A 20,139-nucleotide genomic window follows, 5' to 3' on the forward strand; every position below is an offset into this window, starting at 1 on the left:
CACCCACATGCTCCCCACCCACTACCACACCCTCCCCACCCTCCCCCTCACCCCCAACGGCAAAATCGACCGCAACAACCTCCCCACACCCGACCTGACACCGGCCGAGGCGCCGGACCGCACCCCGGCGAGCACCCCGGCCCAGCACCTGATCGCCCGCGGCTGGGCCGAGGCCCTCGGCATCGAGCCGCACCTGATCGGCATCCACGACAGCTTCTTCGCACTCGGCGGCGACTCGATCCGCGCCATCGGGGCGGTCGGCCGGCTGCGCGCCGCCGGGCTCGACATCGCCGTCCAGGACGTCTTCCGGTACCAGACGGTCGCCCGGCTCGCCGAGGCCGTCGCCCCCCGTGACGCGAGCGCGGAGCAGACCGGGCCGGCCCCCTTCGAACTGCTCGCCGAGGCCGACCGCGACCGCCTCCCGGCAGGGCCGACGGGGCCGGTGGACGCCTACCCGCTCTCGCTCGCCCAGGCCGGCATGGTCTACGAGATGCTCGCGGGCGCCGACCGGGGCGCGTACCTGAACAACCTGAGCCACCCGGTCCGCGACGACGGCGCGTTCTCGGCGGACGCCCTGCGCGCCGCCGCGGCCCTGCTGACGGAGCGTCACGAGATCCTGCGCACCTCGATCGACCTGTCCTCGTACTCCGAGCCGCTGCAACTGGTGCACCCCGCCGCGACGATCGCGGTCACCCACCACGACCTGCGGCAGCTGGGCGCGGCGGAGCAGCGGGCCGAACTCGCCGCGGCCGTCGCCCGCGACCGGCTGGCGCCGTTCGACCTGGCGGTGCCCGGGCTGCTGCGCCTGGCCGCCTACCGGCTGGACGAGCGGCACTGGCAGCTGTCGGTCAGCAACTGCCACGCGGTGCTGGACGGCTGGAGCCAGACCTCGCTGGTCGCCGAGCTGCTGGGCTACTACCGGGACCTCCGGGCCGGCCGGGAGCCGGCTCCGGCCGCCCCGCCGGTGGCCCGGTTCGCGGACGCGGTCGCCCTGGAGAAGCGGGCCCTGCGGTCCGCCGCGGACCAGGAGTTCTGGCGTGACCGGGTCGCCCGGTTCACCCCGCTGACCGTCCCGCAGGCCTGGGCGGCCCCGCCCGGCGCGGGCGGCGAGGCCGGGCGGGCGGGGGCCGGCGAGGTGGCCAGGGTCGACCTGCGGGGCCTGCTGCCGGAGCTGCGAGCGGTGGCGCGGGACGCCGGGGTGCCGCTGAAGAGCGTCCTGCTGGCCGCGCACCTCACGGTGCTGGGCATGGTCAGGGGCGGCACCGAGAGCCCGGCCGCCTTCCACACCGGCCTGGTCTGCAACGTGCGGCCGGAGACGGTCGACGGCGACCGGGCGCGCGGCATGTTCCTCAACACGGTTCCCTTCGGGCAGACGCTGGACGCCCCGAGCTGGACCGAGCTGGCCCGCGCGGTGTTCGCCGAGGAGACCGCCCTGTGGCCGCACCGGCACTACCCGCTGGCCGCCATGCAGCGGGCCTGGGGCGAGCGGACGCCGCTGGTGGACGTCTTCTTCAACCACACGGACCTGTCGGTGTCCGACGGCGATTCCGACAGCGATTCCGACGGTGATTCCGGCGGCGACTCCGTCGGTGCGGACGAGGCGGGGGAGCGCACGCCGAACGAGTTCGGCCTCTCGGTCTCCACCGTCACCGGCGGGCTCCTGCTGGAGGCCGACGCGGACCGGGTCGGCCCGGCCGAACTCGACCTGCTGGCCCGGACCTACCGGCACGTCCTGGCGGGCCTGGCCGCCGACCCGCAGGCCGACCCGCGCCGCACCGCGCTGCCCGAGCCGGACCGCCGGATGCTGCTGGAGCGCTGGAACACCGAGCCGCCGGCCACTGCCGGGCGCAGCCTCGTCGAGCTGTTCGAGGAGCAGGCGACCCGCACCCCGGACGCCGTGGCCGTGCTCTGCTCGGGCGAGCGGCTGACCTACCGTGACCTGGCCGAACGGGTCGCCCGACTGGCCGGCCACCTGCGGGAGCTGGGGCTGGGCCCCGGCTCGACGGCCGCGGTGTACCTCGAACGCGGTCCCGAGCTGCTGGTCGCCCTGCTGGCCGTGCTCGCCGCGGGCGGCGCCTACGTACCGCTGGACCCTGACCACCCCGCCGAGCGGAACGCGTTCGTGCTCGCCGACACCGGTGCCGCGGTGATCGTCACCCGGACCGGCCTGGAGGAGCGGCTCACCGGGCTGCCACCGGCCGGCGCCGGCCCGGCCACCGTGCGGCTCGACGCGGACCGGGAGGCGATCGCCCGGCAGAGCCCGGTGTTCGCCGGCCCCGGGCTCGACCCGGACGCCCTCGCGTACGTCATCTACACCTCCGGCTCCACCGGCCGGCCCAAGGGCGTGATGATCACCCACGGCGGCCTGGCCGACTTCCTGACCGCGATGCTCGAACTGCCCGGACTGGCCCCCGGCGCGCCGGTGGCCGCGCTGACCACGGTCTCCTTCGACCCGTCGGTCCTGGAGCTCTACCTGCCGCTGCTGGTCGGCGCCCCCGTCGTGCTCGCGACCGCGGAGGAGGTCAGGGACCCGCTGCGGATGGCCGCGCTGATCACCGCCACCGCCCCCGCGATCGTCCAGTCCACCCCCGTCACCCTGCGGATGCTGCTGGACAGCGGCTGGTCGGCCCCGGCCGGGCTGGTGGTGCTGTGCGGCGGCGAGCGGCTGCCCACCGAACTGGCCCGCCGGCTCGCCGCCGACGGCGCGCGGGTGCTGGACCTGTACGGCCCCACCGAGACCACGGTGTGGACCACCGTGACCCGGCTGCACCCGGACGGCACCCCGGCGCACTGGTCGCTGGTGCCGGGGACCGTCCTGCACGTCCTGGACGGCGGGCTGGAACCGGTGCCGGTCGGCGTCCCCGGCGAGATCTGCCTCGGCGGCGCCGGCCTGGCCAGGGGGTACCTCAGCCGGCCCGGCGTCACGGCGCGGGCCTTCGTGCCCGATCCGCACGGCCGGGAGCCAGGGGCCAGGCTCTACCGGACCGGTGATCTCGGCCGCCGCCACCACGACGGCCGGGTCGAGCTGCTCGGCCGGGCGGACCACCAGGTGAAGATCCGCGGCCACCGGATCGAGCCCGGCGAGATCGAGGCGGTGCTGCTGGGCTGCCCGGAGATACGGGCCGCCGTCGTCCACCCGACCGCCTGGGGAGCGGGGGAGACCGAACTGGTCGCCTACCTGGAGCCGCACCCCGGCGCCACGCCGCCGGACAGCGGCGACCTGCGTGACCTGGTGGGCCGGCTCGTCCCCGACTACATGATCCCGGCGGCCTTCGTCGTGCTGGACGCGCTGCCGCTGACCCCCAGCGGCAAGGTCGACCGGGGCAGGCTCCCCGCCCCCGCCCAGGCCGCCCGCACCGGCGCGTACCTGGCGCCGCGGACCGAGCAGGAACGGCTCGTCGCCGGTGCCTGGTGCGAGGTGCTCGGTGTCGAGCGCGTCGGCGTGCACGAGAACTTCTTCGAGCTCGGCGGCCACTCCCTGCTGGCCACCCGGATCGCGCTGCGGCTGCGCGACGCGACCGGGCTGGACGTACCGGTCCGAGCCCTGTTCGACCGCTCCACCGTCGCCGCGCTGGCCGCGGCGCTGCCCCAGTACGCCAAGCGCCCGACCCAGGAGATGCCCCGGCTGGTGGCCGGCCGCCGGTTCCGGCGGCCGGACGCGGACGGCCGGCGGCCGCACGGGTCCGCGCGGGGCGCCCAGCCACCCCACCACGACGAAGACGGAGACCAGCCGTGACCCGCACCATGCTCAAGTCCAAGATCCACCGTGCCACCGTGACCCAGGCGGACCTGCACTACGTGGGATCGCTGACGATCGACCAGGACCTGATGGACGAGGCCGACCTGCTCCCCGGCGAACTCGTCCACATCGTCGACATCGACAACGGCGCGCGCCTGGAGACCTACGTCATCGCCGGTCCGCGCGGCAGCGGGATCATCGGGATCAACGGCGCGGCCGCCCGGCTGATCCACACCGGCGACCTGGTCATCATCATCAGCTACACCACGGTCAGCGACGCCGAGGCCAAGGCGCTGGTGCCCACGGTGCTGATGGTGGACGCCGCCAACCGGCCGCTCGCCCGGACCGACGACCCGGCCGAGCCGGTGCCCGGCACCGCGACCAGCCGCGGCGACGCCGTGAGCCCCCGCTGACCCCGCGCCCCTGACCCCGCGCCCCTGACCCCGCGCCCCTGACCCCGTCGGCCCTGACTCCGTCGGCCGAAGACGCGCTGACGGAGAGGGGACGGCAGCCGCCGTATCGGTGGGATGACCGATGTGCGGAGGGTGGGGGCGCGGCCATAGTCCCGGGGAGGGCGTTCGCGGGTGGCCGCGGTGCGCCCGGTCTCCGAAAGGGCCTTCCATGGACACGCATGCGGATCTGGTGTTTCTCGACGGGCGGGTGGTCACGGTCGACGCGGAGTTCTCCGTGGCCTCGGCCCTGGCCGTGACCGGAGGCGTCATCAGCGCCGTCGGCGGGCGGGACGACGTCGCGCCGCTCGTCGGCCCCCGCACCCGGGTCGTCGACCTGCGGGGGGCGACCCTGCTTCCCGGCATCAACGACTCCCACCTGCACGGATGCGCCTTCGGCATGGCGACACCGCCGCTCTCCCTCGACCTCGGCCACCCCGCCGTGTCCTCGCTCGGCGGCGTGGCCGAGGCGGTCCGGGAGGCCGTCGGGCGAGTCCCGGACGGGCAGTGGATCACCGGGCACGGCTGGGACACCGGCTACCTCGACGAGTGCGTCCTGGATCCGTCGCGGCGGCCCTCACGGCGCGACCTCGACGCCGTGAGCCCGGACCACCCCGTCGTCCTGTACTCCTTCTCCGGGCACGCGACCTGGGTCAACTCCAGGGCCCTGGAACTCATCGGGATCGACCGGCACACCGTCGCCCCGCCCGGCGGGGCCATCGTCGTGGACGAGACCGGGGAGCCCACCGGGCTGCTCCACGAGGGGGCCCAGGACCTCGTCCAGCACGCGCTGCCGCCGCTCAGCCGGCAGGAGCGGACCGACGCGATCAGGTCGACCCTCGCCACGCTCGCCCGGCTCGGTGTGACCAGCTACACCGAGCCCGGGCTCGGCTCCGGCGGCGCCGGCATCATGCGGGGCGCGCTCGGCGCGGAGACCCTCGACGTCTACCGCCGGCTGCTGGCCGACGGCGAACTGACCGCCCGGGTCGGCGTCCTGCTCCTGCCCACCGGAATGACGAGCACCACCGCGGAGTTCGCCCGGGGCCTCGCGGCCCTCGGCGGAGCCGGGGACGAGGATCCGCGCCGCCTCGCGATCCACGGGATCAAGGTCTTCGCGGACGGCGTCGTGCCCAACAAGACGGCCTGGATGCACGAGCCGTACGTCGGCGGCGGCTGCGGATCCCTGTGCGTCGGCGGCGGGACGGACACCGAGCGGACCGCCGAGATCGCCGCCATGATCCGGCTCGGCCACACCGCCGGGCACCAGCTGGGCGTCCACGTCACCGGCGACCGGGCCATCGACACCGTCGCGGACGCCTTCGCCGCGGCCGTGGCCGAGCACCCGCGGCCCGACGCCCGCCACTACGTCATCCACGGCGACTTCCTCACCGCGCACAGCATGGAGGTGCTGGCCGCGCACGGCTTCGGCGTCAACATGAACCCCACCATCAAGTGGACCGTCGCCGACATGGAGGAGGAGTTCGTCGGCGCCGAGCGGGCCGCGTACGCCTGGCCCTACCGCGACGCCATCGACGCCGGCGTGCGGGTCGCGAGCGGCTCCGACGCCCCCGTCACGTTCCCTGACTGGCGCCAGGGCCTCGCCACGATGGTGCTGCGCGAGTCGAAGGCCGCCGGCCGGGTCAGTGGTCCCGAGCAGCGCATCGGCCTGGCCGAGGCGATCCGCACCTACACGATCGACGCGGCCTGGCAGGACTTCGCCGACGACTGGAAGGGCTCCCTGGAACCGGGCAAGGCCGCCGACCTCTGCGTGCTCGACGGGGACCTGCTCGCCGCCGACCCCCGCGACATCCCGGCGATGCCCGTCGTCCTCACCGTCGTGGACGGGCAGGTCGTGTACGACGCCCTCCGCGATTGACGTACTCCTGGTCCGTGATCATCCTGGGGGGATGGCACCGGAGCGGAGTGGGGCGGACATCCTGGACGCGGCCGTCCGGGTCCGCGAGGCCGCCAGGAGCGCCACGGCCGGTACGGCCGGCTTCGACACGGTCCTGGCGGCACTGTCGGAGGTGATGGAGTACGACCACGCCTCCCTGGCCCGATGGGATCCGCTGCGCCGGCGCCACACCACCCTGGCCGGGAGCTACCCGGACGACGCCACGGCCTACATCGAGACCCGCCTCCACCACGACCCGGTGTTCCCCGTGCTCCGCAGCCCCGCCCGGGGCGGGCTCTGGCTCAGGGACGTCCCCCGGCAGCTGCTGGCGGCCTCGCCGGGCTTCCGGAAGGTGCTGTCCCCCCTCGGCGTCGAGGACGGCGTGTCCCAGTGCCTGTTCGCCGCCGACGGCCGGTACGTCGGCATGCTGAACGTCAGCACCTGCCGGCCGCGGAGCGCGCCCGATCCGGCGCGTGCCGTGGTCACGCTGCTCACCGAGAGCCTCGCCGCGGCCGTCGCCCCCCGCCCGGGCCGGCCGCCCCGGCAGGCCGCCGCCGGCCCCGCCGCCGACGCGGGCCGGCTCGGCGGGCTCTCGCCGCGGGAGCTCCAGGTGCTGGCCGAACTGACCGCCGGCCGAACCAACCGGGAGATCGCGGCGCGGCTGTACATCACGCCCCGCACCGTGGGGACCCACGTCGAGCACATCCTCGCCAAGCTCGGCCTTCCGAACCGCGCGGCCGCCGCCGCCCGGGCCGCGGCCGGGGGGATCGAACCCTCCCGCTGACGCGGAGGGCCCGGCGCGCCGCGACCGGCGCGGCTCCGCGGTGCCTTCCCGGGCGGGGGCTACCCGGCCTGCTGCTCCAGCCGCGTCCGCAGGACCCGGTTCTCCTCCTCCAGGGCGGCCAGCCGGTCCTGGAACTGTTCGAGGTGGGGCCGGAGTTCGGCCTCGGAGAAGCGCGGGGTGATGTGCTGGGGGCAGTTCCAGTTGAAGCCCTCGACGTGGACGGTCATCAGGCGTTCCACCCGCCCCCCGGTCCGGGTGGAGAGCAGGCGCCGGTCGAGCTCCGGGTCCTTCTCCAGCTCCTGCACCGAGGCCCGGCCGAAGAGCTTCAGCCGGGCCTGGCGGGCGTAGTCCATGAAGAACAGCGCCACCCGGCCGTCCGCGCGGATGTTGCCGGTGCTGATGTACTGGCGGTTGCCGCGCACCTCGGCGAAGGCGATCGTCCGCTCGTCGACGACCTGGGCGAAGCCGGGCGGGCCGCCGCGGAACTGGACGTACGGCCAGCCGGTCTCGCTGACGCTGGCCAGGTAGAACCCGTCGCGGGAGTGGATGAAGCCGGCCTCGGCCTCCGTCAGCTCCTCGGGCTCGTCGCCGTGCGCGAGCTGGCGGATGGCCGATAACTCGCTTCCCTGTTCCCGCTGGACCCGGCGGACCTCTTCGGTGTACGCCAGGTGGGCGTAGCGGCCCATGCTGTGCTCCTTCTCGCCGGTCGGGCGGGTGGGTGGACGCGATGGTGCGGTGGCGGGCCGGATCACCGGGCCCGCCGGGTCACCCGATGGGGACGGTCGCCGGGGCGGCCGCGAGGATCGAGGTCAGGAGCCCGGGGAAACGGGCTTCGAGGTCGTCCCGGCGCAGCCGGCTGAGCCGGCTGTTGCCGACCAGCCTGGTCGCCACGACACCGGCCTCGCGCAGGGTGCGCAGGTGGTGCGAGACGGTCGAGCGCTTGACGGGCAGGTCCAGCGACGTGCACGACTCCTCGCCGGAGGCGTCGAGCGCGCGGAGGATCTGCAGGCGCACCGGATCGGCCAGCGCCTGGAGCACCGTGCCGATGTCCACCGCCGCAAGGTCGGGCTGTGGCAGCCAGGTCTCCTCGATCGCGTGCATCCGCTCTCCGCCCTGCTCGTCGGTGTGGCCGTGTAGCGGTGCCGACGATACCCATCCGTCCGGGCCGCCCGGTCGGGGGCCTTTCCGCACTCCGATAGTAGTCGGCTTTTCCGATGAGCATTGACTCTTGTGAGGTTTTCCGGCCGTCGCCGGGGAGTGGCGGCGCGGCACGTCCGGAGGTTGCGGAAGGCTTCAACCGGCCTTCGCCGAGGGGTGTTTGGCCGGAAACCACCGGTCGGTCGCATCGGCGGACCCAGTCGGAAACCCCCAATGGTTACGATGCCGGTCGTAACGGGCGGAATTCATCGAACAGGGAGCAGCACCATGACCGACACCGCCGACGCCTCCCCGGCCGCCCCCTGGAGGCCCCCCGCGATGCTCCTGGCCCTCGGCACCTTCGCCGTGGGCACCGACGCCTTCGTCATCGCGGGCCTGCTCCCCGACATCGCCGGCTCGCTGCACGTCGACGTCGCCGGGGCGGGCCAGCTGGTCAGTGTCTTCGCCATCGCCTACGCGGTGCTCTCCCCGGTCCTGGCGGCCCTGACCGGCACGTGGTCACGGCGCACCGTGCTGGTCACGGCGCTGCTGGTGTTCGGGGTGGGCAACGTGGTGACGGCGGTCGCCCCCGGCTACGGGCTGGTGCTGGTCTCCCGGGTGGTCGCGGCGGCAGGCGCGGCGATGTTCACCCCGAACGCGGGCGCCACGGCGGCGGCGCTCGCCGGTGCGCGCCACCGTGGCCGGGCGATCGCCGTCGTGACCGTGGGCCTGACCGCCTCGCTCGCCCTCGGCGCTCCGCTGGGCACCGCCATCGGCAACGCGGCCGGCTGGCGGGCGACGATGTGGTTCGTCACCGCCCTGGCCGTCCCGGTCGCCGCCGTGATCGCGCTGCGGCTGCCCGAGACCAGGCTCGGCACCGCGGCCGGACTGCGCCGGCGCCTGTCCCCGCTCACCGACCGGCGGGTGGCGGGCGTGCTCGCCTGCACCCTGCTGGCCTTCGTCGGCGTCTACCTCCCCTACACGTACATCAGTTCCGTCTTCGCGCCGGCCATCGGGGGACACGGCGGGCGCCAGGTGGTACTGCTGCTGGTCTTCGGAGCGGCCGGCACCGCCGGGAACCTGATGGCCGGAAACCTCGCCGACCGGTACGGGCCGCGCCGGGTGGTGATCACCGCCACCCTGGGGCTCGCGGCCGTGTTCCTGGCGATGCTGGGAGCCAGGGACTCGTTCGCCGCCGCGCTGGTGGCGGTGGCGTTCTGCGGGGTGGCCTCCTGGTCGCTGACCGCGCCGCAGCAGCAGCGGATCATCGCGCTCGCCCCGGCGGGGTCCGAGGCCCTCGTCGTCTCGCTCAACGCGGCCGTGCTGTACCTGGCGGTCTCGCTGTCCAGCGTCCTCGGGGGGATCGGCCTGAAGGCCTTCGACTCCGCCGGGTACCTGTTGCCGGCCGCGGCGGCCTTCGCCGTGTCGGCGGCCGGCGTCGCCTGGTTCTCCGGCCGGGCCGCCGGTCGCACGGCTCCCGCCGGGACCCCGGCCGAGCCGGTGTCCTCGGCCGCGGAGTGAGGCCGCCGGGCGGCGGCCGGGCGTCACCGGGCGCCCGTTCCGCCGGCGGGTGGGGCTGCGGCCGGGCGTGGGGTCGCGGCCGGGCGCGGGGCCCCGCCGGGACCGGAGCCGTACGCCCGGGCGACCATCACCAGGAACGCCGTCTCGCCGACCAGGTCGTGCGCGCCGTCCACGGCGAACGTCGCCGGCCGCAGCGGCCGCCGGCCGCACCGCTTGGCCTGGCACGCCGCCCGGAGCCAGGCGGCCACCGCCGCCGCGTGCACCGCGCAGGGGTCGGCGGTCCGGCAGCCGTGCCGGCCGCCGGGCGGCCCGTAGTCCCGCAGCACCAGGATCGCGTCCCGGATCTCGATCACCTGCCGGTAGACCAGCAGCCGCCAGGGCGCCCTCGGCAGCAGCAGTTCCAGCACCCGGGGCCGGGGCGGTGCCAGGGCCACCGACGGTACGGCGGCGACCAGGTCGCGCCAGAGCCGCCAGAGCAGCCAGAAGGTCGTCGCGTCCCGCCACACGCGCTGGAGGGCGACGGCGGCGGGCATCGCGGGCACCAGGGCGGCGACGGTGACGCTCAGGGTGAACATCCGGAGAACGGCTCTGCTGAACACGGGGATCCCTCCATCGGCCCGGCTCCGACCGGCGGCAGTGGTGCTTCGGCGGGTACGGGCGGGCGACGGTGACGAGGAGGGCAGGGCCGGTGCGCGCCGCCCGCCGCCGGTTCGGCCGCCCGTTCAGCAGCCAGTACAGATGGCGCTGTAGGCGGCGGTGCAGCCGCACGGGCCCCGCTCCGTGGCCGGCTCCTCCGCCCTGGCCGCGCGGGTGCGGATCAGGCTCGCCAGCATCTCGGCCTCCTGCTCCTGACGGGTGGTGTAGTCGGTGCGCGCCAGGAGGTGCCGGGCGAGGGCGGGGTCGACCTGGCCGAGCCGTTCGATCGGCACCACGGCGCCGAGTGCCGCGGGCGCCGGGTGGTCGAACAGCATGTGCCCGATCTCGTGCAGCACGATGTGCTCCTGGTGCGGGCGGCTGGTCTGCTGCTCGAAGAAGATGTAGTCGTCCGTGCCGGTGGCCAGCCACAGTCCGCAGGCTCCCGCCTCGGCGGCCCCGGGCGGCAGCGGGTGCAGGTGGATCGGCCGCCGGCGCGCGGTGGCCAGCCGGGCGCAGACCCCCTCCAGGGAGAACGGCGCGGCCAGGTCCAGGGTGTCCAGCATGGATCGGCAGTGGCGGCGCAGACGCCGGTACGACAGGCGCTGTCCCGGTGCCGGCGGCCGTGTCCACATGGTCAGCCGCCGGTGGAGTTCTTGGGCGGCAGGCCCTCCAGCGCGCGCAGTTGGTCGATGATCGCCGCCGCCGCCATCAGGCCCCTGGGGGAGAGCCCGTCCGCCCGTGCCGCGATCTTCGTGATCCCGGTGTCCCGGAAGACCTCCCACTCGCTCAGCCGGATGCCGGCCTCGCGCAGCGCGACCAGTGCCGACAGCGCCGAGTCGGTCTCCTGGGCGACCTCGTCGTCGAAGAAGTACGCGGGCTTGACGCCGAAGAAGGTCGCGAGGGCCTCCAGGTGGTGCAGCGTCGGATTGTTGCGGGTGCCTTTGCGTAGATAGGCAATATATGCCTTCGAGATATCTCCGCCATTGAGATAAATTGCCTTCGCCACCTCGTCGTTGCTGTACGGGCCGCGACCCCGGGGGTGGATGGTCGCGAAGAGGTGGTTGAGGCGCGTCCCGAGTTTGCCCGGGCAGGATGGTGCGCGTTCTTTCATTGCGTTCCGCTCCTCACCAACAGTCCCACAGGGAACACGCCGCACACGGATTCTGATTGTTGACATGAATGTGCCGCAAGGTAAGCTGACGTCATGGCAACTGTCGTGGCCGCAAACGTTGTTGCGGCCTGACGATACAGAACACCAGTTGCCGCCGTCGACTCCGCCCCGACGGCCATCATGGCACGAGGAAAGCGCCACGTCTGCCTTCTGCCGACTCCCCCCACCGAAGAACTTCCGCACCTGCGTGGATTTTTTGCCTCTCCGCTGCTCAGCGATCGGACAGGACGGACAACTGGGATGGAAGAACAAGGCCCGACCAATAGCACGACACGGATCCAGATATTCGACCCCGCGCCGAAGGCCGAGCTGCGCCTGGTCTGCTGCCCGCACGCCGGGGCCTCCGCGGGAACCTATCGCCGGCTCTCGGCCGCCCTTCCCGGCGGCGTCGAGGCACTGTCGGTCCAGTACCCCGGGCGGAGCGGGGGGACCCGGGAGCGCGGGATCGACGACATCGGCGCGCTGGCCGACCGGATCGGCACCGAACTGCTCGGCTTCGACGACCTGCCGCTGGCCGTGCTGGGCCACAGCATGGGCTCGGTCGTCGCCTTCGAGGTGACCCGCCGGCTGGAGGAGGCCGGGCGGGCCCCGGTGCGGCTCCTCGTCTCGGGCCGCCGCTCGCCCTCCGCCGGGCTCGGCCTGGACATCCCCCAGGGGGACGACGAGATCCTGGACGAACTCCGGGAGCTGGGCGGGATCCCGGCGCGGCTGCTGGACAACCCGAAGTACCGGGAGTCGATCCTCGCCGTCATCCGCAACGACTACCGTGCCAACTCCCGTTACACCGCCCGGCCCGGCACCACCGTGGCCTGTCCGGTCAGCTTCCTGTTCGCGGACGCGGACCCCTACCTCGACCGGGCGGCGGCGCTCGCCTGGAAGAGCCACACCACCGGGGAGTTCAGGCTCACCTCATTCCCCGGCGGGCACTTCTTCCTCGATCAGCAGTTGGCCGCGGTGGTCGGGACGATCACCGCGGACCTGGGTGTCGGATCCACCGGACGAGAGGACGGGAAAAGGCCGTGAAGCGGGGACTCTGCTCGATCGACGAGGATCTGGCGGTCCGGGCCTACGAGCGGCTCCTGGCGACCAAGGGGGTGACCTCCTCGGAGCTCGCCGCCGACCTGGACATCACGGCGGAGCGGGCGGAACAGGCGCTCTCCGCCCTGCGCTGCCTGAAACTCGTCAGGTACTGCCCGGACCAGGGGTACTACGCGGCGCGCAGCCCCGACATCGCCCAACTGGAGCTGCTCATGCCACTGGAGCAGGCGATCCGCGACAAGCGCCGGGAACTGACGGACTTCCAGGACAAGCTGGGCTCGTTCGTCGACACCTACAGCAACCTCCAGCGCACTCGGCTGCGGAGGGACCCGGTGCTCAGCGGGCTGGATCCGGAGCAGACCGGGCTGCGGATGGCGGACGCCCTGCGCGACCGCCCGTCCGAGATCCTCGTCATGGAACCGCTCGCCCCGGTCCAGGGGCAGGACTCCCACGCCCTGGGCCTGTCGGCGCTGCCGTCCGGGATCCCGATCCGGGTCCTGTACCCGCACACCGCCCGCAGCAGCCTGGCCGCACGCGGCAGCCTGCGGGCGCTGGCGGAGGCGAGCGCGCGGGTCCGCACCTCGACCCAGGCGTTCGAGCACCTGGTCATCGTGGGCGGCGAGGTGGCCTTCCTGACCGACCCCCGGGGCGACGAGGACCTCCGGGGCGTCACCGTCGTCTACGAGCCGGCCATCGTCGCCCGGATGGTGCGCTCCTACGAGCACGCCTGGGCGTCCGGCACGGACATCGACTCGAACGTGGTCAGGTACGGCGAGACCAGGGACGAGGTCCGCTGCGCCATCCTGGAACTGCTCGCCTCCGGGCTCAAGGACGAGGTGGTGGCCCGGCGCATCGGCATGTCCTCGCGCACCTTCCGCCGTCACCTCGCCACCATCATGGACGAGTTGAACGCCGAGAGCCGGTTCCAGGCGGGCGCGGCAGCCGTCCAGGCCGGACTCCTGCCGGTCCGGGCCGCCGCCGGCTGACCGGTTGGGCGCCGTCATTCCCGACGGGCGTCGTGCCGCTCCGATATGGCCGTATGTGGCCACACCACATCAGGTCATTGCGGCGCCCGCCGGGGCGTCCTTACCTTCGAGGAGTGCCGGAAAACGGCACGGCATCGGGAGCCACCGATCACCGCGGGGTGGCCCGGGAAAACTCGGAGGTCAACGCCAGCATGGTCAGCAAACTGATCGACCAGGACGGCCGGTTCCTGGAAATCCTGGACCGTCTGACCACGAAGTCGATCGACGACTACTACAACCCCTACAAGCTCTTCGAATGGCCGGACAGCCTGCCCGAGGAGATGTGGTGGATGAGTCCCGAACTCACCACCACCCACGGGACCGAGGCCGCCCGGCGGCTCACCGAAAAGCAGCTCCACGCGCTGTCGCGTTACGAGAGCATCAATTTCTACAGCCTCAATGTGCACGGTATCCGGGAACTCCTCATCGAGGTCACCAAGCGGATCCACACCACCGGCTTCGAGACGCCCTCGGACTTCTTCCACCACTTCATCGGTGAGGAGAACGAGCACATGTGGTTCTTCGCCGAGTTCTGCCTGCGCTACGGCGGGAGGATCTACCGGCAGCCGGCCGGGGCGACCGTCGAGATCCCCCGCTCGAACGTGGAGAGCCTGCTGGTCTTCGCCCGGATCCTGATCTTCGAGGAGCTGGTCGACCACTTCAACTCCCGGATGGCGCTGGACGACCGCCTGCACGAGACGATCCGGGGCATCAACCGGATCCACCACCAGGACGAGTCCAGGCACATCGCGTTCGGCCGGGAACTGGTCTCCGCGCTGGCCACCGACGTCAGGCAGACCTCCACCGAGGAGGAGATGCGGGACGTCGCCACCTACATCCGGCGCTACATGACCTACAGCTTCGAGACGCTGTACAGCCCGCAGGTCTACCGGGACGCGGGCATCGAGAAGCCGCACGACCTGCGCCGGCAGCTCCTGGAGTCCCCGCAGCGCGCCGAGTTCGAGAAGAGCGTCTTCCGCAAGACCGCCAAGTACCTCGAGAAGACGGGTCTCATCTGATGGCCGGCACCGCCCCGGGATCCGCCGACCCCTCCCGCGGACTGGTCATCCTCGACCCGGACCAGACCGACCTGCTCCTCGAACTCGACCGGACGTTCGCCGGCTGGGGCCGCGCCGCCGGGGCCCGCGAGATCCTCCCGCCGCCGCTGTACCCGGTGTCGGACCTGGAGAAGTTCGACGTCTACACCAACTTCCCGCACCTGGCCTACGTCGGTGCCGGGCTCGACCTGGAGAGCGGCGAGAACAAGCCCGTCGACGGCACGTTCGCACCCGCCGCCCTGCGCGGCGCGCAGGTCGGCCTGTCGCACGCGACCTGCTACAGCGCCTTCCTGTACTACGAGAACTCCGTCGTGGCCGCGGACGAGCTGATCACCCTGGTCAACCGCTGCTTCCGCAACGAGGAGCACTACGAGGGCCTGCGGCGGCTGCTCAGCTTCCAGATGCGCGAGGTCGTCGCACTCGGCTCGTACGAGCACACCCAGCAGGTCCTCCAGTCCTTCGCCGAGCGGATCGCCGCGTTCGCCGACGCGCTGTCCCTGCGGCTGGAGAAGGTCCCCGCCTTCGACCCGTTCTTCCAGAACGACGGCGCCCGCGCACTGCTCCAGAAGCTCAGCCCGGTCAAGTACGAGTTCCAGGCCGGCGACCTGGCCATCTCCTCCGTCAACACGCACCGCAACTTCTTCGGCGAACGCTGCGACATCCGCGGGCCGGAGAACGAGTTCGCCTTCACCAGCTGCGTGGCGTTCGGCCTGGAGCGATGGCTCTCCGTCCTGACCGACCTGCACCACGGCGACGCGGTCGAGGCCCTGGACGCGGTGCGGACCGCGGCCCGGCAGGTCTCCTGAGGGGCGGAGCCCCCCGAGCAGTTCCCGTACGCCCCCGAGCACATCCGGCACGGCCCGGGCACGCCCGGATCGACCCAACACCCCAGGAGTGGCAATGGCTTCGGCAGGAATCGACCAGGTCCGCGATTGGATCCTGGCCAAGCACCCGGAACGGGAGTCCATCGCGCCCGACGAGAACCTCATCGAGAGCCGCCTCGTCGACTCGCTCTCCTTCGTGGAGCTGGTCTACACGATCGAGGGCGCCAGCGGCGTCGAGATCGACTTCGACACCATCCAGATGCAGGACCTCCAGACCCTCTCGTCGATCGAGAAGGCATTCTTCGCCCCGGTCCGACTCCCGTAGGAGGTGTCTCCATGGAAGCTGTCTCGTACACGGCCCAGTGGACGGCCGCGGCCCGCGCCGTCGAATCCGAGCGTCCCGGCGACGCCATGTTCCAGGACAGGTTCGCGCGGGACCTCGCGGCCCCGCGCGGCTTCGAACTCCTCGACAAGTACGGCGGCGGCGGCCTGATCCCGTTCATCGCCATCCGCACCAGGTACCTGGACGACAGCATCGAGGCGCTGCTGGAGGAGAGCGGCATCCGGCAGGTCGTCCTGGTCGCCGCCGGGATGGACACCCGGGCGTTCCGGCTGGCCTGGCCCAGCGGCACCACGGTGTACGAGGTCGACCACGGCGGCCTCATCGACGAGAAGCGCACCCGGCTGGCCGCGCTCGGCGCCGAGCCCACGGTGGAGCGCCGCGAGGTGTCGGCCGACCTCGCCACGGAGTGGCTGCCCGCGCTGCACGGCGCCGGCTTCGACCCGGAACTGCCCACGCTCTGGGTCGCGGAAGGACTGATGTTCTTCCTCACCGAGGAGCAGGCCTCCCACCTGCTCGGCGTCCTCGGCTCGGTCTCGGCCCCCGGCAGCCGGCTGGCCGTCGACTTCGCCAGCCGGGCGCTGCTGCGCAGCCCCTTCTCCAGGGCCTTCCTGGCCGGACTGCGCGAGGACGGCACGCCCTGGCTCTTCGGCACCGACGAGCCGGAGGAGTTCCTGGCCGGCACCGGCTGGAAGGTCCGCGAACTGCGCGAGCCGGGTGAGCCCGGCGCGGGCCAGGGGCGCTGGCCGTACGAGGTGCAGCCCCGCGACCGCCGGGGCGTGGCGCGCAGCTGGCTGGTCCGCGCCGAGTTCTCCGGCCGCTGAGGAGAGGCGAATGAGAGGAGTACCCGGATGAGTGGCGCGACCACACTGGAGCGGATCGAGTCGTTCCTCCCCGAACGGAGCGTGCGGATCGACGACCTCGCCGACAGCCTGGGGCTGCGCCGCGCCGAGGTGGGCGTGTTCCGGAAGATCTACGGCCTCGACCGGCTGCGGTTCGACCCGGACACCGGCCTCCTGGACCTGGTGCTGCCCGCGGCCCGCCGGGCCCTGGCGGCACTTCCCGAGGGACGGCGGGTCGACTACGTCGTCTACGCCCACACCATGCAGACCCTCGCACCGCCGCACATCGACGCCGCCCGGGCCATCCGGGCGAAGCTGGGGCTGCACGACGCCGAGGCGTTCGCCCTCACCCAGCAGGCGTGCGTCAGCAGCCTCGGCGCCATCGACCTGGCCGGCGAACTGCTGCGGGCCGAGGCACCCGAGGGCGCGTACGCGCTGATGGTGACGGGGGAGCGGGCGTACTCCCCGAAGGTCCAGCTGATCCCGAACAGCGCGATCATGGCGGACGCCGCCTCCGCCTGCCTGCTGACCGTCGGCGGCCCCGGCGACGAGGTGCGCTCCTACCTGACCCGCACCCTCGGCGAGTACGCGGCGGGCCTGGAGATGACCCCGGAGGAGATCAACGGCTTCGGCCACGACTACGCCACCGTGCTCGGCGAGGTCATCGAGGAGTCCGTCCGCCGGGCCGGCCTGACCTTCGACGAGATCGACATGGTCATCCCGCACAACGTCAACGCCGTCTCCTGGCGTCACACGATCAAGCAGATGGGCGCCGACCCGGACCGCTTCTTCCTGGACAACATCCCGCTCTACAGCCACTGCTTCGCCTCGGACGTGTTCCTCAACTACACCACCCTGCGCGAGCAGGGCCGGCTGGTCGACGGCGGCCACTACGTGCTGGTCTCGGTCGGCCTGGGCGCCACCTTCGGCGCCATGGTCATCACCCACCGCGAGGGAGACACCCGATGACCGGCACCGCCTACACGGCGGACCTCAAGGAGGCGCTCACCGGCGACCGCGAGGCGCGGTTCGTCTGGCTCTGCAACTTCGAGGTGGAGAACCAGTGGGCACACGGCCACACCGGGCTCCCGGCGGCGCGGATCAGCGCCACCGCCGCGACCGTGCAGCGGATGGAGGAGCTCGGCGCGCTGCTCGCCGAGCCGACCGACCACCTGCTGCTCGACCGCCCGCTGGACCCGGGCTACCGCGCGTACACGGAGAAGACCGGGCTCGGCGCGCCCACCGAACTGATCACCCGGGCCCCGGCCGGCGAGGGCGGCACCAGCCGGGCCGTCCTCGACTCCCCGGAGCTGCTGGACCGGCTGCGGGTGCTCGCGGGCGGCGGCGCCTACCTGATGCCGATGGGCAACTCCCCCCTGGAGCAGGAGATCTGCCGGCGGACCGGACTGCGCCCGGCGGTGCCCGACCCGGAGACCTCGGCGCGGGTCAACAGCAAGATCTACAGCCGCCGGCTGACCGAGGAGCTCGGCCTGCGGTCCATTCCCGGCTTCACCTGCGAGACGGTGGGCGAACTCCACCGGGCGCTCGACGAGTCGCTGCGCGACGGCGGACCGGTGATCGTCAAGGACGCCTACGGCGTCTCCGGCAAGGGCCTGATCGTGCTCGACAGCCGGAGGAAGGCCGACCGGCTGCTGCGCATGGTCGACCGCCGGGCGCACACCAGCGGCGACGACACGATCCACGTCGTCGTCGAGCGCTTCCTGCCCAAGCGGTTCGACCTCAACTACCAGTTCACCATCGCCAGGGACGGGCGGGTGAGGTTCGACTTCGCCAAGGAGGCACTGACCGCCGGCGGCGTCCACCTCGGGCACGTCATGCCCGCCGCGCTCTCGCCCGCCCAGCACGAGACCCTCGCCGACGCCGCCGGGCGGCTGGGCGCCCGGCTCTACGAGGACGGCTTCTTCGGCGTCGTCGGCGTGGACGCGCTGCTCGGCCAGGACGACCTGGTGTACCCCGTCCTGGAGATCAACGCCCGCCTGAACATGTCCAGTTACCAGGGGCAGGTCACCGAGCGCTTCCTCGCCCCCGGCGGGGCCGCGCTGGCGAAGCACTACCCGCTGCGGATATCCGCCCCGGTCTCCTTCGACGAGGTGGCCCACGCCCTCGGGGACCTCACCCGCCCGCCGGTCGACGGCACCGGGCTGGTCGTCACCTGCTTCGGCACGGTCAACGCGCAGGCCGGCACCTCGCTCCCGTTCGACGGCCGGCTCTACACCCTGCTCTTCGCCGCCGACCGGAACGGCCTCAGCGACCTCGACCGCAGGGTCTCCGGGGCGCTCCACCGTCTCGGCACCACCGAAAGGACGCCATGAACACCAGCGAACTGAGGGTGCAGGGGGTACCGGTCTCGCAGATCGCCGAGGAGTTCGGCACCCCGCTGTTCGTCTACGACGCCGAGGTGCTGCGCACCGTCTACCAGTCGCTGCGCGAGGGGCTCCACCCGGCGGTGGACGTCTTCCTCTCGCTCAAGGCCAACCCCAACGTCTCCGTCTGCGGATACCTCGGCTCGCTCGGCGCCGGCGCCGAGATCTCCTCCCTGGTCGAGCTGATGACCGTCCGACGGGCCGGCATCGAGCCGGAGAACGTGATCTTCCTGGGGCCCGGCAAGACCCGCGCCGAGCTGGAGGCGTGCGTCGCGGCGAACCTGCACGCCATCGTCTGCGAGTCACTGGACGAGCTGCGCCTCCTGGAGGAGATCGCCGAAGCGGCCGGGCGCGAGGAGGTGCCGGTCCTGCTCCGGGTCAACCCCGACTTCCACACCAAGGGCTCGGGCCTCGCGATGAGCGGGAAACCGCGCCAGTTCGGCATCGACGCGGAACTGCTGCGCCGCTCCCGCCCGGTGATCGACGCACTGCGCCGGGTCCGGGTCCGCGGCTTCCACGCCTACATGGGCACCCGGTTCCTGAACGCCGACGACCTGGTGCACAACACCCGGCAGATCCTGGCGATCGCCGAGGAGCTGGCGCAGACGCTCGGCATCCCCCTGGAGACCGTCGACTTCGGCGGCGGCTTCGGCGTCGCCTACTTCGACAACGAGAAGGACCTCGACCTGGGGGCCGTCGTCGCCGGCATCAACGAGGTCGTCGAGCCCTTCGTCCGGGCGCACCCCGGCTGCCGGCTGATCAACGAGCTCGGCCGCTACCTGACCGCGCAGGCCGGTACGTACGTGGTGCGCGCGCTGTACGTGAAGGAGTCCCTCGGCGAGCGCTTCGTGGTCGCCGACGGCGGCACCAACCACCACATGGCGGCGGTCGGCGTCGGCAGCTTCGTCAAGCGCAACTTCCCGATCCGCTCGCTGACCAGGTACCGGGACGAGGCCGGCGACACGTACACCGTCACCGGGCCGCTCTGCACGCCCAACGACGTCATCGGCAAGAAGGTCGCCCTGCCGCCGGTCGAGGCCGGCGACCTGCTGGGCGTCGAACGCTCCGGCGCCTACGGGCCGACCGCCTCCCCCGGACTCTTCCTCAGCCACGGGTTCCCGGCCGAGGTACTGGTCCACAACGGCGCCGCGCACCTGGTCCGGGAGCGGGACCGGCACGAGGAGATCCTCGCCAAGCAGCACCTCGTCGACTTCGGCTGACCGGTCGGCGGGCGCACCGGCCGCCCTGGCCGGCCGCCCCTTTCGGCAGCCCTTGACGCCGGCCCGCCCCGTAGTTC

19 protein-coding genes are annotated in these 20,139 nt (G+C 72.8%); 14 read left to right on the plus strand and 5 right to left on the minus strand.

The genetic code is table 11. The annotated features are described in order from the left end of the window. From ACIQOW_RS29615 to ACIQOW_RS29630, 4 genes are all read left to right on the plus strand, one after another. Positions 1 to 3,736 (plus strand): amino acid adenylation domain-containing protein (locus tag ACIQOW_RS29615; protein ID WP_401090029.1); only part of this gene is annotated, 3,736 nt, incomplete at its 5' end. Beyond that, a complete protein-coding gene (gene panD, locus ACIQOW_RS29620) occupies positions 3,733 to 4,152 on the plus strand; it encodes an aspartate 1-decarboxylase (protein ID WP_188297067.1) in 420 nt (139 codons plus the stop codon). The genes ACIQOW_RS29615 and panD, both read left to right, overlap by 4 nt. 208 nt (positions 4,153 to 4,360) lie before the next feature. Continuing rightward, positions 4,361 to 6,064 carry an amidohydrolase gene (locus ACIQOW_RS29625; protein WP_401090031.1) on the plus strand — a complete coding sequence of 568 codons (1,704 nt, stop codon included), beginning with the start codon at positions 4,361 to 4,363 and terminating at the stop codon, positions 6,062 to 6,064. A gap of 31 nt (positions 6,065 to 6,095) precedes the next feature. Next, on the plus strand, positions 6,096 to 6,866 hold the full coding sequence (locus ACIQOW_RS29630; protein ID WP_401090033.1) for a LuxR C-terminal-related transcriptional regulator: 771 nt from the start codon (positions 6,096 to 6,098) through the stop codon (positions 6,864 to 6,866). 59 nt (positions 6,867 to 6,925) lie between these two features. Here ACIQOW_RS29630 and ACIQOW_RS29635 read toward each other — a convergent pair whose 3' ends face one another. Further along, on the minus strand, positions 6,926 to 7,552 hold the full coding sequence (locus ACIQOW_RS29635) for a pyridoxamine 5'-phosphate oxidase family protein (RefSeq protein WP_401090034.1): 627 nt from the start codon (positions 7,550 to 7,552) through the stop codon (positions 6,926 to 6,928). Between the two features lie 79 nt (positions 7,553 to 7,631). Then, positions 7,632 to 7,967: a helix-turn-helix transcriptional regulator gene (locus tag ACIQOW_RS29640; RefSeq protein ID WP_188297063.1), complete on the minus strand. Its 336-nt coding sequence runs from the start codon at positions 7,965 to 7,967 to the stop codon at positions 7,632 to 7,634. A 324-nt stretch (positions 7,968 to 8,291) separates the two neighbouring features. On the opposite strand from ACIQOW_RS29640, the gene ACIQOW_RS29645 reads away from it, so the two are divergent. Further along, positions 8,292 to 9,524, plus strand: a complete 1,233-nt coding sequence (locus ACIQOW_RS29645; RefSeq protein WP_401090036.1) for an MFS transporter — start codon at positions 8,292 to 8,294, stop codon at positions 9,522 to 9,524. Positions 9,525 to 9,547: 23 nt separating this feature from the next. On the opposite strand, the gene ACIQOW_RS29650 is transcribed toward ACIQOW_RS29645, so the two are convergent. From ACIQOW_RS29650 to ACIQOW_RS29660, 3 genes are all read right to left on the minus strand, one after another. Beyond that, positions 9,548 to 10,123: a DUF6545 domain-containing protein gene (locus tag ACIQOW_RS29650; RefSeq protein WP_401090038.1), complete on the minus strand. Its 576-nt coding sequence runs from the start codon at positions 10,121 to 10,123 to the stop codon at positions 9,548 to 9,550. A 123-nt stretch (positions 10,124 to 10,246) separates the two neighbouring features. Then, positions 10,247 to 10,723, minus strand: a complete 477-nt coding sequence (locus ACIQOW_RS29655; RefSeq protein ID WP_401090039.1) for a hypothetical protein — start codon at positions 10,721 to 10,723, stop codon at positions 10,247 to 10,249. A 71-nt stretch (positions 10,724 to 10,794) separates the two neighbouring features. Continuing rightward, positions 10,795 to 11,271: a helix-turn-helix domain-containing protein gene (locus tag ACIQOW_RS29660; protein WP_401090041.1), complete on the minus strand. Its 477-nt coding sequence runs from the start codon at positions 11,269 to 11,271 to the stop codon at positions 10,795 to 10,797. 300 nt (positions 11,272 to 11,571) lie between these two features. Here ACIQOW_RS29660 and ACIQOW_RS29665 point away from each other — a divergent pair, with 300 nt between their 5' ends. The 9 genes from ACIQOW_RS29665 to ACIQOW_RS29705 all read left to right on the plus strand — a co-directional run bounded on the left by ACIQOW_RS29665 (position 11,572) and on the right by ACIQOW_RS29705 (position 20,062). Beyond that, the gene (locus ACIQOW_RS29665; RefSeq protein ID WP_188300247.1) at positions 11,572 to 12,354 is read left to right on the plus strand and encodes a thioesterase II family protein; all 783 of its coding nucleotides are present in this window, start codon (positions 11,572 to 11,574) and stop codon (positions 12,352 to 12,354) included. Next, complete coding sequence (locus tag ACIQOW_RS29670) at positions 12,351 to 13,355, plus strand: LuxR C-terminal-related transcriptional regulator (RefSeq protein WP_188300246.1); 1,005 nt, start codon at positions 12,351 to 12,353, stop codon at positions 13,353 to 13,355. Before ACIQOW_RS29665 ends, ACIQOW_RS29670 begins: the two co-directional genes overlap by 4 nt. Positions 13,356 to 13,546: 191 nt before the next feature. Continuing rightward, positions 13,547 to 14,413 (plus strand): diiron oxygenase, encoded by an 867-nt coding sequence (locus ACIQOW_RS29675; protein WP_401090044.1) that lies wholly within the window; start codon positions 13,547 to 13,549, stop codon positions 14,411 to 14,413. Further along, the gene (locus ACIQOW_RS29680) at positions 14,413 to 15,258 is read left to right on the plus strand and encodes a hypothetical protein (RefSeq protein ID WP_401090045.1); all 846 of its coding nucleotides are present in this window, start codon (positions 14,413 to 14,415) and stop codon (positions 15,256 to 15,258) included. The genes ACIQOW_RS29675 and ACIQOW_RS29680 overlap by 1 nt, the downstream gene beginning before the upstream one ends. A gap of 94 nt (positions 15,259 to 15,352) precedes the next feature. Further along, complete coding sequence (locus ACIQOW_RS29685; protein ID WP_401090047.1) at positions 15,353 to 15,601, plus strand: phosphopantetheine-binding protein; 249 nt, start codon at positions 15,353 to 15,355, stop codon at positions 15,599 to 15,601. A gap of 11 nt (positions 15,602 to 15,612) precedes the next feature. Further along, a complete protein-coding gene (locus ACIQOW_RS29690; protein ID WP_401090049.1) occupies positions 15,613 to 16,440 on the plus strand; it encodes an SAM-dependent methyltransferase in 828 nt (275 codons plus the stop codon). 27 nt (positions 16,441 to 16,467) lie between these two features. Beyond that, positions 16,468 to 17,427 (plus strand): 3-oxoacyl-[acyl-carrier-protein] synthase III C-terminal domain-containing protein, encoded by a 960-nt coding sequence (locus ACIQOW_RS29695; protein ID WP_188300241.1) that lies wholly within the window; start codon positions 16,468 to 16,470, stop codon positions 17,425 to 17,427. Then, positions 17,424 to 18,791 (plus strand): ATP-grasp domain-containing protein, encoded by a 1,368-nt coding sequence (locus ACIQOW_RS29700; RefSeq protein WP_401090051.1) that lies wholly within the window; start codon positions 17,424 to 17,426, stop codon positions 18,789 to 18,791. The genes ACIQOW_RS29695 and ACIQOW_RS29700 overlap by 4 nt, the downstream gene beginning before the upstream one ends. Beyond that, positions 18,788 to 20,062 (plus strand): type III PLP-dependent enzyme, encoded by a 1,275-nt coding sequence (locus ACIQOW_RS29705; protein ID WP_401090053.1) that lies wholly within the window; start codon positions 18,788 to 18,790, stop codon positions 20,060 to 20,062. Before ACIQOW_RS29700 ends, ACIQOW_RS29705 begins: the two co-directional genes overlap by 4 nt. Positions 20,063 to 20,139 lie beyond the last annotated feature (77 nt).

Origin of the sequence: Kitasatospora sp. NPDC091335 (assembly GCF_044757205.1) — a bacterium.
GTDB lineage: Bacteria > Actinomycetota > Actinomycetes > Streptomycetales > Streptomycetaceae > Kitasatospora.

Bases quoted from the DNA above. Each gene is read 5' to 3' on its own strand.
- ACIQOW_RS29625 (WP_401090031.1), top strand. From the start codon at position 4,361: ATGGACACGCATGCGGATCTGGTGTTTCTCGACGGGCGGGTGGTCACG.
- ACIQOW_RS29630 (WP_401090033.1), top strand. From the start codon at position 6,096: ATGGCACCGGAGCGGAGTGGGGCGGACATCCTGGACGCGGCCGTCCGG.
- ACIQOW_RS29635 (WP_401090034.1), bottom strand. From the start codon at position 7,552: ATGGGCCGCTACGCCCACCTGGCGTACACCGAAGAGGTCCGCCGGGTC.
- ACIQOW_RS29640 (WP_188297063.1), bottom strand. From the start codon at position 7,967: ATGCACGCGATCGAGGAGACCTGGCTGCCACAGCCCGACCTTGCGGCG.
- ACIQOW_RS29645 (WP_401090036.1), top strand. From the start codon at position 8,292: ATGACCGACACCGCCGACGCCTCCCCGGCCGCCCCCTGGAGGCCCCCC.
- ACIQOW_RS29655 (WP_401090039.1), bottom strand. From the start codon at position 10,723: ATGCTGGACACCCTGGACCTGGCCGCGCCGTTCTCCCTGGAGGGGGTC.
- ACIQOW_RS29660 (WP_401090041.1), bottom strand. From the start codon at position 11,271: ATGAAAGAACGCGCACCATCCTGCCCGGGCAAACTCGGGACGCGCCTC.
- ACIQOW_RS29665 (WP_188300247.1), top strand. From the start codon at position 11,572: ATGGAAGAACAAGGCCCGACCAATAGCACGACACGGATCCAGATATTC.
- ACIQOW_RS29675 (WP_401090044.1), top strand. From the start codon at position 13,547: ATGGTCAGCAAACTGATCGACCAGGACGGCCGGTTCCTGGAAATCCTG.
- ACIQOW_RS29680 (WP_401090045.1), top strand. From the start codon at position 14,413: ATGGCCGGCACCGCCCCGGGATCCGCCGACCCCTCCCGCGGACTGGTC.
- ACIQOW_RS29685 (WP_401090047.1), top strand. From the start codon at position 15,353: ATGGCTTCGGCAGGAATCGACCAGGTCCGCGATTGGATCCTGGCCAAG.
- ACIQOW_RS29690 (WP_401090049.1), top strand. From the start codon at position 15,613: ATGGAAGCTGTCTCGTACACGGCCCAGTGGACGGCCGCGGCCCGCGCC.
- ACIQOW_RS29695 (WP_188300241.1), top strand. From the start codon at position 16,468: ATGAGTGGCGCGACCACACTGGAGCGGATCGAGTCGTTCCTCCCCGAA.
- ACIQOW_RS29700 (WP_401090051.1), top strand. From the start codon at position 17,424: ATGACCGGCACCGCCTACACGGCGGACCTCAAGGAGGCGCTCACCGGC.
- ACIQOW_RS29705 (WP_401090053.1), top strand. From the start codon at position 18,788: ATGAACACCAGCGAACTGAGGGTGCAGGGGGTACCGGTCTCGCAGATC.